We start from the raw sequence: 11527 nt of genomic DNA, 5'->3' as shown, positions 1-11527 counted from the left end.
AAGGGGAAAAGGTTATAAATTTATGGTTAATACAGGAAAATCATTAGAGGATTATGCCCAGTATGTATATTCTCGCTTACTAGAATTGAATGATTATGAAAATACATTAGTATCAACAAAAGTAACCATTAAAGGTCAGAGTGGAGCCACTAATGAATTTGATGTTTACTATCAATTCACACATTTAAATATAGAGTGTAGAGTAGCTATAGAATGTAAAGATTGGAAAAATAAAGTGTCAATAAAGGAAATACGTGATTTTTCTACAAAGCTACAAGATGTTGGATTGGGTAATATAATTGGAATAATGATTTCAAAGGTTGGTTTTCAAGAAGGAACAAAAATTTTTGCAGAATCAAATGGTATTAAATTGATGACGGTTGACGAACTGCCGACAATAGTAGACATAGTGGCTGGAACAATTAAAAAAGGATTCTTGCCTGATGAGAAAGTACAGGGGGAACCCTTTTGGATGTTGATGGAACAACGTAATGGAGAAGTTACAGGATCGTTTTATCAATATTCAAATATACAAGATTCACATATAACATTACCGTTATTTTATTCAAAAAAGATGGCTCAATATTATTATGACAATGTACCTGACAAAGAGAATTATTGTATACGTGGAGTTTCTAATTTCCAATTGAGAAGCCTTATTAGGTTAGCTGAACTACAATCTTTACAATTTATATTATTTCCTTTCCCGTATTCTTTAGATGGCGTAGATTTAAATGAATTCCCTGGAATTATCGTATCTTCTGACGTTATAAAGAATGATTACTTATGATCTTAAATTAAGGAGAAACAACATGATCAACCGTTACTCTCGCCCTGAGATGGCGAACATTTGGAGTGAAGAAAATAAATACCGTGCTTGGCTTGAGGTGGAAATCTTGGCTGACGAGGCATGGGCTGAGTTGGGGGAAATCCCTAAGGAAGATGTGGCTTTGATTCGTGAAAAAGCGGACTTTGACATTGACCGTATTTTGGAGATTGAGCAGCAAACTCGTCACGATGTGGTTGCTTTCACGCGTGCGGTTTCAGAGACTCTTGGTGAAGAGCGTAAGTGGGTTCACTATGGTTTGACCTCTACTGATGTGGTGGATACGGCCTATGGTTACCTTTATAAGCAAGCCAACGACATCATCCGTCGTGATCTTGAAAACTTCACCAACATCATCGCTGACAAGGCTAAGGAGCACAAGTTCACCATCATGATGGGGCGTACCCACGGTGTGCACGCTGAACCTACAACCTTTGGTCTTAAATTGGCGACTTGGTACAGCGAAATGAAACGCAATATCGAACGTTTCGAGCATGCAGCTGCTGGTGTGGAAGCTGGTAAAATCTCTGGTGCGGTTGGGAACTTTGCCAACATCCCACCATTTGTAGAGCAATACGTATGCGACAAGCTTGGTATCCGTGCTCAAGAAATCTCTACACAGGTCCTTCCTCGTGACCTTCACGCTGAGTACTTTGCAGTTCTTGCCAGCATCGCAACTTCAATCGAACGCATGGCGACTGAGATTCGTGGTTTGCAAAAATCTGAGCAACGCGAAGTAGAAGAATTCTTTGCTAAAGGGCAAAAAGGTTCATCTGCAATGCCTCACAAACGCAACCCTATCGGTTCTGAGAACATGACAGGTCTTGCGCGTGTTATTCGTGGTCATATGGTGACAGCCTATGAGAACGTCGCTCTCTGGCACGAACGTGATATTTCCCACTCATCAGCTGAACGTATCATCACACCAGATACAACCATTTTGATTGACTACATGCTCAACCGTTTCGGAAATATCGTCAAGAACTTGACGGTCTTCCCAGAAAATATGATCCGCAACATGAACTCTACGTTTGGTCTTATCTTTAGCCAACGTGCTATGTTGACCTTGATCGAAAAAGGCATGACGCGTGAGCAAGCCTATGACTTGGTGCAACCAAAAACAGCCTACTCTTGGGACAATCAAGTGGACTTTAAACCGCTTCTCGAAGCAGATCCAGAAGTGACATCACGCCTCACTCAAGATGAAATTGATGAAATCTTCAACCCTGCATACTACACCAAACGAGTGGATGATATCTTTGAACGTATCGGACTGGGTGATTAATCCTAATAATAAAAAAGCGAGATTCAATCTCGCTTTTTTATATGCTTATCGAAGGGTGTTAATCTTCTTTTTTCTTAGTGAGCCCGTAAGCTGCTAGTGTGGCCATGAGTCCTGCTGCGACCAAGCCTGCAGAGTCTTGACTTCCTGTTGCAGGGAGTTGTTTTTCATCTGCTTTGCTAGTAGTTGCTTCAGCTTTCTCAACGGCAGTTCCGACTTCGACCACCTGAGCGACCGCTTCCTGCGATACCGCACTATTGACAAGGGTTCTTTCTTCCTTGCCGTCAGCAGTAGTGTTGACAGAGTAGAAAATCGTACGACGACCATTTACTCCAGCAACGACGACTTGCGTTTGTCCTTTTGGCAATTGCGGATTTTCACGTGTCACGGTAGTGAAAGGAATCTCTTCTTCTTGGATGTCTAGTCTAGGTTTTGCTTCTGCAGCTGGGGCAAGACCGTGTTCATCCCCTACATGGGTAACAAGGGTTCCGACTTCAATGACTTGTGTCACTGCTTCCTGCGTTACAAGGCTATCGACAAGAGTCTTCACTTCTTTGCCATCAGCAGTAGTGCTTACAGAGTAGTAATGACTGCGACGACCGTTAACACCTTTGGTAAGGACTTGAGTCTTCCCTTTGAGCAAGAGTGGATTTTCACGTGTTACGGTAGTGAAAGGAATCTCTTCCTCTTGGATGTCCAGTCTTGGTTTTGCCTCTACGGCTGGAGCAAGACCGTGTTCATCCCCTTTGTGAGTAATAGGGGCACCGATTTCAACCACTTGGGTCATAGGTTCTTTGGTTACTTGGCTATCTAGAACCGTTTCTGTTTGTTTCCCATTTTCAGTAAGGACAGAGATGTAATGAGTGCGTTCGCCCTCTACACCTGGTGTGATGATCTTTTCCTGACCAGCTGGGAAATTCGGATTTTCCTTCTTGATGACCTCAAATGGAATCTTTTCTGCTCTTGTGATGAGTTCCGGTTTGGTTTCAACATTGGCAGCTAGTTCGTTTTCATCGAGGCTTCCTGAGTGGGTTGCTGCTGGTTTGAGGCCTAGGCGGGCTGCTTTGAGCTTGGCTACGAGAGCGTCTAACTCGGCTTGTTTGTTACGGTTGAAGTTGTAGTTGAGAGCTTCTTTAGCTGCATTTAGGGCATCCAAGCTTTCCTTGCTGTATCCATCCAAGTTTGCAGGGATTTGAGCAAGTTCCTCACGGAGTGCGTTGTAGTTAGCGCGGAAGTAGTCTTTGTTATGGTCTGCAAAGGCAGTCATGAGTTCAAAGATTTCTTCTTCCTTGTACTCAGCACTTGGTTTGTCTGCCCAGATAGCAAGCATGCTTCCGACGGTTGGAAGGTCTACTTCTGGATACTTGGTAGATGCAAGCTGGTTAAATGGTACTTTGCCAGAGTTTTCAAGTGCTTTTGATAGTGGGTAGGCTTCATCTGGTTTGTGATTACCTAAAACATAGTACCAGTCTCCGTTGGTGTTGAGGAGTTTATAGCCTTTGCTTGCTAGGTACTGAGGCGTTGCAAGGTTGTAGCCCCACCATCCTTTAGACCAGTAAGAGATGATGACATCCTTGTCAAACTCAACATCGTCCTTGTCCTCGTAGTAGAAACCATCGTTGAAGGCCATTGGTTGAAGGCCTCTTTCTTTGGCCATGGCAGCAAGGGTGTTAGAGTACTCAGCAAACTTGCCATAGAGTCCATACCATTTGAGGTAGTACCAGCCTTGAGCGTTGGTAGCATCATTGGCATATTCGTCTGTACCGTAGTTGAAAATCTTTGTCTTGCCTGCAAAGAAGTCCATGTACTTGCCGATGAGGGCTTTGACAAAGTTCATCGCTTCTTCGTTTTCGAGGTCCATGGTTGTTTTAGAGACCTTGTCAAAGTTGGCTTGAGGATTCTTGATTCCAAGTTTTTCCATAGCGACGAGCATGGCATCCATGTGGCCTGGGCTGTTGATTGCTGGAATGAGTCCGAGGCCTTTTGATTTTGCGTACTCGATCAATTCAGTGATTTCAGCTTGACTAAGAGTGGTTCCGTTTGGATCATCGTAGTAAGCTTTTGTTCCTTCGATGATGGCCTTCTTGACATCGTCACTTGCATAAGTTTTTCCGTTAGCTGTGATGGTCATGTCATCAAGTAGGAAGCGAAGTCCATCATTTCCTAGGAGGAGATGCACATCAGAATATCCAAGTTCGCTAGCTTTATCAATGATACGTTTGAGTTGCTCAGCTGAGAAGTACTTACGTCCAGCGTCGATTGAGATCACCTTGTTCTTGGCAAGTTTTTCAACTTCGCGCTTCGCGTCTTCTTCTTTTTGAGCTTCTGGTGTGAAGGTCAAATTGCTTACAGCTTCTTGGAGTTTTGCGATTGCTTGGTCAATGGTGTCTTGTTGGGCACGGCTGAGGTTGCTATCGAGTGAGCGAATAGCTTTTTCAGCTTCTTTGACAGCTGCGACACTTTCCGCAGTATAGCGGTTAAGGTCTGTTGGGACTTCTTTCAGAGCTTGCTCAGCAGACTCATAGTCGGCAGCAAAGTACTCAGCGTTTGCATTTGCGAAGCTACGCATGAGTTTGAAGAGACGTGATGGAGAATAGCGTGCTGATGGAGTATCTGCCCAAGCAGCTACCATACCACCGATGAAAGGAATATCTGCTCCTTCAGATTTTGGTACAGAAGTGATTGGAGTGTTCTTGATACCATTGAGTCCTTGGTCGAGGTTGTACCAGCCTTGGCCATCGGCATTTCGTCCTAGAACGTAGTACCAAGCATCGTTGGTATTAAGGATTTGGTGACCTTTTTCAACTAGAAGTTTAGAAGAAGCGACGTCGTATCCGCCCCATCCACCAGTCCACATAGAAACGATGATGTCTTTGTCAAAGGTTCCAAAGCTAGTGTCGCTATTATAGTAGATACCGTCGTTAAAGGCCATTGGTTTGAGACCGTGAGATTTAACGATACGAGCAAGGTCATTAGCGTAGGCGATAAATTTATCATAACCCTTGTCAGGGAATCCATCTTCTGGATACCATTTATAGGCTTGAAGAACGTTCCATCCTTTGGCATCTGTAGCATCATTGGCGTACTCATCCAGTCCGATATTAAAGATATCAGATTTGCCAGCGAAGTAAGCAGCATATTTGTCGATCAGAGCTTTGGTAAATGCAACAGCCTCTTTGTTATCAAGGTCAACGGTACGAGCAGATTCCTTACCAAAGTAGTTGAAGTTCGGTTTTTGGATGCCTAGTTCTTTCATAGCATGCAAAATCGCATCCATGTGACCAGGGCTGTTTACAGTTGGGATGAGACCAATACCTTTATTTTTAGCATAGTTGATCAAGTCCGTCATCTGACTTTCTGTCAAATGGTTGCCGTTTGGATCCTTGTAGTAGGCGTCGGTTCCGTTTTCGAGTGCACGTTTGACATCGTCGCTTGCATAGGTTTTGCCATTGGCTTTGATCGTCATGTCGTCCAGCATGAAACGCATGCCATCATTTCCAACTAGTAAATGAAGATCGGTATAACCATAGTGTTTGGCTTTGTCGATGATTTCTTTGAGTTGGTCTGGAGAGAAGTACTTGCGTCCAGCGTCGATTGAGATCATTTTTCTTTTTGCCAGTTTTTCATTTACCTGAGCTGCTCGTTCCGTACTAGGAGTGGCTACTGCAGGTGTGACGGCTTCATTTTTCTTTTCTGAAGAAGTGCTTTCAGCAGGAGTTTCAGCTGGGGCGGGGCTTTCTTTCTCGGCAGTAGGAGTTGGAGCAGCATTTTCTGTCACAACTGGTGCGCTTGACTCTTCTGTTGTTGAAGCAACTGTTCGAGGAGCCTCCTGGTCTTCTTTGACCTCCTCTTTTACAGGCTCGTCAGCCTTTTCTTCCAGTTTTTCTGGAACCTTGGAGTCTACAGCTTCCTTGACTGCCTGAGGATTCTCCTGAATAGTTTGAACAGTTTCCTCAGCTGTTGGAGCTGGAGTAATCCCGTCAGCAGATACGACTTGTGCGCTAAAAGCAAATCCTATAAGTACAGAAGCTGCCCCAACCGCGTATTTACGAATGGAGAAGCGCTGTTTCTTTTCTAGTTTCATGACAAAACCTCCTTGTTATTATCATATATGATAGCGTTTACATAAAACCGATTTTATTTTATTATCTAAGGAGTAAAATGTCAAGTACGTTTATATAAGAACTATAATAAATAGAAGAAATCATAAGATTTAGAAGAAAATTATTTCCAGAAATAAGAAAGAGAAAGCGAATATTTAACTTGTTTTTAGTAAAAACGCTACTAATTAAATAAGAACCCTTCATAGCGTTCTCACAACTTCTTTCTCGTGCTATAATGAATATAGAAAAAGCCTGAGCTAGGCTCAAGCTTTCTCTTAATGACCTCGATTACATGAGAGGAATTTAATTTTGTAGTAGTCTGCTCGCTTATACGTTTCACTATAGGCGAGGACTTGGCCAGTAGCCTCAAGTTTTGTAGTCTTGGTTTGGAAGACAGTTGGGAATTGTGTATCGATTCCAAGTACAGAAGCAACGTGCTCTGGTGTTGGAAATGCAATTTCATTGATTTCCTCAAAATGTTCATCATTCATGTGAATGCGGTAATCCAATTTGAAACGTTTATAGATAGAACTATAATAGTCAAGATTTGGATAGTTGGCATTGATGTATTGCTCAGGAATATAAGATGTGTGGTAGATGTATGTAACGTCATTTGTTTGACGGGTACGTTCAATTTTGTAGTAGAACTGATCTCCACGTAATCCAAGTTTCTCTAGGTATTCAAGCTTGTTTCCGCGCTCGATAGAAAGGACAGTAACTTTATCATCTTTTGTTTCAAAGATTTCGACATCTGAAAATTCAACGAGTTTGTGCTTGCGGGCACGTGAAACGAAAGTCCCTTTACCTTGTTGGCGGACAATATAGCCGTCTTTTGCAAGGTCATTCAAAGCACGCACAACAGTGATTGAACTCACATCGTACATCGCAATCAATTCTGCTTCTGTATAAAATTTATCTCCACTTGCAAATTGACCTGAAATGATTTTGTTTTTTAATTCATCTTTAATATATTGGTATTTTGGAATAGCCATAATTTCACCTCGATTCTCTTTCTCCAACCTTGATTTTACCATAAATACAGACAAAATAGTAGTATTTAGGTAAAAAAAATTAAAATAATAGACTAAAAATGTTATGTTACATGTAAAAAATTCCATTTTATAACCTTGTGAATTATCATACATTAAAATATCGCTTTCATGCTATTTTTAGATAATTTTGGTAAATAGTAAGTAAAAAAATAGAAAAATTTTAAAGAATTTTCTAAAACCTATTGACAAATGCAAAAGATTTGATTATATTTAATATTATAATAAATGAAAGCGCAAACTTAATTCGTCAGAGGTAATAACATGACAAGATTTAAAATTGAGGACGATTTCTATTTAGACGAAAAACCGTTCAAGATTTTGTCCGGCGCCATTCATTATTTTAGGATTCCAGCAGAGGATTGGTATCATTCTCTCTATAACTTAAAGGCGCTTGGCTTTAATACAGTCGAGACCTATGTAGCTTGGAATTTACACGAACCTGTTGAAGGGGAGTTTGATTTTGAAGGTGCCAGAAATTTGGAGAGATTTCTTCAAATTGCACAGGATCTGGGTCTCCATGCCATTGTACGACCATCTCCATTTATCTGTGCGGAATGGGAATTTGGTGGCTTGCCGGCTTGGCTCTTGACCAAGGACATGCGAATCCGCTCGTCCGACCCGGCCTACATCGAGGCGGTTGCTCACTATTATGACCAATTATTGCCGAGGCTTGTACCTCGCTTGTTGGATAATGGTGGAAACATTCTTATGATGCAAGTCGAAAATGAATATGGCTCCTATGGAGAAGATAAGTCTTATCTACGAGCAATTCGGAAATTGATGGAAGAGCGAGGGATTGATTGCCCACTCTTTACTTCAGATGGCCCATGGAGGGCTACTCTGAAAGCCGGAACCTTGATTGAAGATGATCTCTTTGTGACAGGGAATTTTGGTTCTAAGGCTCCTTACAACTTTTCACAAATGCAAGAATTCTTTGATGAGCATGGCAAGAAATGGCCTCTCATGTGTATGGAATTCTGGGATGGCTGGTTCAACCGTTGGAAAGAACCCATCATCACACGGGATCCTAAAGAATTGGCAGAAGCTGTTCGAGAGGTATTGGAGCAAGGCTCTATCAATCTTTACATGTTCCATGGTGGAACAAACTTTGGTTTCATGAATGGTTGCTCGGCTCGAGGAACTCTGGATTTGCCACAAGTCACATCTTACGACTATGATGCCCTTCTCGATGAAGAAGGAAATCCAACTGCTAAATACTTAGCAGTCAAGAAGATGATGGCAACCCACTTCCCAGAGTATCCACAGTTGGAACCACTCTATAAGGAAAGCATGGAGATAGGGGCCGTTCCATTGGTCGAAAAAGTTTCCCTGTTTGAAACCCTGGATAGTCTCTCTAGTCCTACTGAAAGTCTCTATCCAAAAGCGATGGAAGAACTTGGTCAAAGTTATGGCTACCTGCTCTATCGCACTGAGGCAAGCTGGGATGCAGAAGAGGAGCGTCTCCGTATCATCGATGGACGTGACCGAGCTCAACTCTTTGTAGATGGTCAATGGATTGCTACTCAATACCAGACAGAGATTGGTGAAGACATCTACTGTCAGGGAAACCGAGAAGGCTGTTCAGAGATTGATATCCTGATCGAAAATATGGGGCGTGTTAACTATGGACACAAGTTCTTAGCAGATACGCAACATAAAGGCATTCGTACAGGTGTCTGCAAGGATCTACATTTCTTACTGAATTGGAAACAATATCCACTGCCGCTGGATAATCCTGAGAAAATTGATTTTTCAAAAGGATGGACAGAAGGACAACCAGCCTTTTACGCTTTCGACTTTACGGTCGAAGAGCCAAAAGATACCTACTTAGACTTGTCTGAGTTTGGTAAGGGAGTTGCCTTTGTCAACGGGCGTCACTTAGGACGTTTCTGGAACGTCGGCCCGACCCTCTCACTTTATATCCCTCATAGCTATCTCAAGGAAGGTGCTAACCGCATCATCATCTTTGAAACTGAGGGCGAATATAAAGAAGAGATTCATTTAACTCGTAAACCTACACTAAAACACATAAAGGGGGAAAACTTATGACAATTGTAGGATGCCGTATCGATGGACGTTTGATCCACGGTCAAGTAGCCAATCTTTGGGCTGGAAAACTAAATGTTTCACGCATTATGGTTGTAGACGACGAAGTTGTTAACAACGATATTGAAAAGAGTGGTTTGAAACTTGCGACACCACCAGGTGTGAAACTCAGTATCTTGCCAGTTGAGAAAGCAGCAGCAAATATCCTTGCTGGTAAATACGATAGCCAACGTCTCTTTATCGTTGCACGTAAACCAGACCGTTTCCTTGGTTTGGTCGAAGCAGGTGTTCCGCTTGAAACACTCAACGTCGGCAATATGTCTCAAACACCAGAAACTCGCTCTATCACACGTTCTATCAACGTGGTAGACAAGGATGTGGAAGACTTCCACAAACTAGCAGAAAAAGGTGTAAAACTCACTGCTCAAATGGTTCCAAATGATCCAGTTTCAGACTTTTTGAGCTTGTTAAAATAGGAAAAAATTTTTAGGAGGTCATTGTTATGATACAATGGTGGCAAATTTTACTTCTCACTTTGTACTCAGCTTATCAAATCTGTGATGAGTTGACAATCGTTTCATCTGCAGGTTCTCCTGTATTCGCTGGTTTTATTACTGGTTTGATCATGGGAGATGTGACAACTGGTTTGTTTATCGGTGGTAGCTTGCAGTTGTTCGTTCTCGGGGTTGGTACCTTCGGTGGTGCTTCTCGTATCGACGCAACTTCTGGTGCGGTTCTTGTAACAGCATTCTCTATCTCTCAAGGTATTGATACAGATCTTGCGATCACAACAATCGCTGTACCAGTAGCAGCACTTTTGACATACTTCGACGTTCTTGGACGTATGCCAACTACTTTCTTTGCACACCGTATTGATGCTGCGATCGAACGCTTTGACTACAAAGGTATCGAACGCAACTACCTACTTGGTGCAGTGCCTTGGGCTCTTTCTCGTGCCCTTCCAGTATTCTTCGCTCTTGCTTTTGGTGGTGCTTTTGTACAATCAGTAGTAGACCTTGTTAAAGAATATCAATGGATTGCAGATGGTTTGACACTTGCAGGTCGTATGCTTCCAGGTCTTGGATTTGCAATCTTGCTTCGTTACCTTCCAGTTAAACGTAACCTTCACTACCTTGCAATGGGATTCGGTTTGACAGCTATGTTGACTGTTCTTTACTCATATGTAACAGGTCTTGGTGGAGCTGTTGCGGGTATCCTTGGTACTCTTCCTGCTGATGTTGCTGAAAAGATTGGCTTTGCTAACAACTTCAAAGGTTTGTCTATGATCGGTGTTTCTATCGTAGGTATCTTCCTTGCAGTTGTTCACTTTAAGAACAGCCAAAAAGTAGCTGTAGCAGCACCTTCTACACCATCAGAAAGTGGGGAAATCGAAGATGACGAATTCTAATTACAAACTTACAAAAGAAGATTTTAATCAAATCAACAAACGTAGCTTGTTTACTTTCCAATTAGGTTGGAACTACGAACGTATGCAAGCTTCTGGTTACCTTTACATGATCTTGCCTCAATTGCGTAAAATGTATGGGGATGGAACTCCTGAATTGAAAGAAATGATGAAAGTTCATACTCAATTCTTCAATACTTCTCCATTCTTCCACACAATTATCGCTGGTTTTGACCTTGCCATGGAAGAAAAAGATGGTGTAGGTTCAAAAGATGCCGTTAACGGTATCAAGACAGGTTTGATGGGACCATTCGCTCCTCTTGGAGATACAATCTTTGGTTCACTTGTACCTGCTATCATGGGATCTATCGCAGCAACTATGGCTATCGCCGGCCAACCATGGGGTATCTTCCTTTGGATCGCAGTTGCAGTTGCTTATGACATCTTCCGTTGGAAACAATTGGAATTTGCCTATAAAGAAGGGGTTAACCTTATCAACAACATGCAAAGTACTTTGACAGCTTTGATTGACGCTGCATCCGTACTTGGTGTCTTCATGATGGGTGCTCTTGTAGCAACAATGATCAACTTTGACATTTCTTACAAATTGCCAATCGGTGAAAAGATGATTGACTTCCAAGACATCTTGAACTCAATCTTCCCACGCTTGCTTCCAGCAATCTTTACTGCCTTTATCTTCTGGTTGCTTGGTAAGAAAGGTATGAACTCTACTAAAGCGATCGGTATCATTATCGTTCTTGCAGTAGGTCTTTCATTCATCGGTAAATTCTTGCTTGGAATGGGCGCATAATT

At 42.2% G+C, this 11527-nt stretch carries 8 protein-coding genes; 6 read left to right on the top strand and 2 right to left on the bottom strand.

Features of this window, described 5'->3' with window-relative positions:
- Positions 1-22 precede the first annotated feature (22 nt).
- Complete coding sequence (locus ATE37_RS07735; RefSeq protein WP_084868607.1) at positions 23-790, top strand: restriction endonuclease; 768 nt, start codon at positions 23-25, stop codon at positions 788-790.
- 22 nt (positions 791-812) lie between these two features.
- Entirely contained in the window at positions 813-2111 is a 1299-nt protein-coding gene (gene purB / locus ATE37_RS07730; protein WP_084868606.1) for an adenylosuccinate lyase, read from the top strand.
- A gap of 58 nt (positions 2112-2169) precedes the next feature.
- Here the strand turns inward: purB and strH are convergent, their stop codons facing one another.
- Complete coding sequence (gene strH, locus ATE37_RS07725; RefSeq protein ID WP_084868605.1) at positions 2170-6192, bottom strand: LPXTG-anchored beta-N-acetylhexosaminidase StrH; 4023 nt, start codon at positions 6190-6192, stop codon at positions 2170-2172.
- A gap of 294 nt (positions 6193-6486) precedes the next feature.
- Positions 6487-7245, bottom strand: coding sequence for a GntR family transcriptional regulator (locus ATE37_RS07720; RefSeq protein WP_180382778.1), 759 nt, complete (start codon positions 7243-7245; stop codon positions 6487-6489).
- Positions 7246-7524: 279 nt separating this feature from the next.
- On the opposite strand from ATE37_RS07720, the gene ATE37_RS07715 reads away from it, so the two are divergent.
- Genes ATE37_RS07715 through ATE37_RS07700 form a run of 4 tightly spaced genes read left to right on the top strand, consistent with a single transcriptional unit; the run spans position 7525 to position 11525 of the window.
- Entirely contained in the window at positions 7525-9312 is a 1788-nt protein-coding gene (locus tag ATE37_RS07715) for a glycoside hydrolase family 35 protein (RefSeq protein ID WP_084868604.1), read from the top strand.
- Entirely contained in the window at positions 9309-9785 is a 477-nt protein-coding gene (locus tag ATE37_RS07710) for a PTS sugar transporter subunit IIB (protein ID WP_000156968.1), read from the top strand. Before ATE37_RS07715 ends, ATE37_RS07710 begins: the two co-directional genes overlap by 4 nt.
- A gap of 26 nt (positions 9786-9811) precedes the next feature.
- A complete protein-coding gene (locus tag ATE37_RS07705) occupies positions 9812-10717 on the top strand; it encodes a PTS mannose/fructose/sorbose/N-acetylgalactosamine transporter subunit IIC (RefSeq protein WP_084868603.1) in 906 nt (301 codons plus the stop codon).
- The gene (locus ATE37_RS07700) at positions 10704-11525 is read left to right on the top strand and encodes a PTS system mannose/fructose/sorbose family transporter subunit IID (RefSeq protein ID WP_000185284.1); all 822 of its coding nucleotides are present in this window, start codon (positions 10704-10706) and stop codon (positions 11523-11525) included. Before ATE37_RS07705 ends, ATE37_RS07700 begins: the two co-directional genes overlap by 14 nt.
- Positions 11526-11527: the final 2 nt, after the last annotated feature.

It is taken from the genome of Streptococcus oralis subsp. tigurinus (assembly GCF_002093575.1).
Lineage (GTDB): Bacteria > Bacillota > Bacilli > Lactobacillales > Streptococcaceae > Streptococcus > Streptococcus oralis_CH.
This window is presented reverse-complemented; position numbering and strand designations above follow the sequence as displayed.

What these genes read in the sequence shown, in the direction of transcription:
- ATE37_RS07735 (WP_084868607.1), top strand. Translation starts at nt 23, where the DNA reads ATGGTTAATACAGGAAAATCATTAGAGGATTATGCCCAGTATGTATAT.
- purB (WP_084868606.1), top strand. Translation starts at nt 813, where the DNA reads ATGATCAACCGTTACTCTCGCCCTGAGATGGCGAACATTTGGAGTGAA.
- strH (WP_084868605.1), bottom strand. Translation starts at nt 6,192, where the DNA reads ATGAAACTAGAAAAGAAACAGCGCTTCTCCATTCGTAAATACGCGGTT.
- ATE37_RS07720 (WP_180382778.1), bottom strand. Translation starts at nt 7,245, where the DNA reads ATGGTAAAATCAAGGTTGGAGAAAGAGAATCGAGGTGAAATTATGGCT.
- ATE37_RS07715 (WP_084868604.1), top strand. Translation starts at nt 7,525, where the DNA reads ATGACAAGATTTAAAATTGAGGACGATTTCTATTTAGACGAAAAACCG.
- ATE37_RS07710 (WP_000156968.1), top strand. Translation starts at nt 9,309, where the DNA reads ATGACAATTGTAGGATGCCGTATCGATGGACGTTTGATCCACGGTCAA.
- ATE37_RS07705 (WP_084868603.1), top strand. Translation starts at nt 9,812, where the DNA reads ATGATACAATGGTGGCAAATTTTACTTCTCACTTTGTACTCAGCTTAT.
- ATE37_RS07700 (WP_000185284.1), top strand. Translation starts at nt 10,704, where the DNA reads ATGACGAATTCTAATTACAAACTTACAAAAGAAGATTTTAATCAAATC.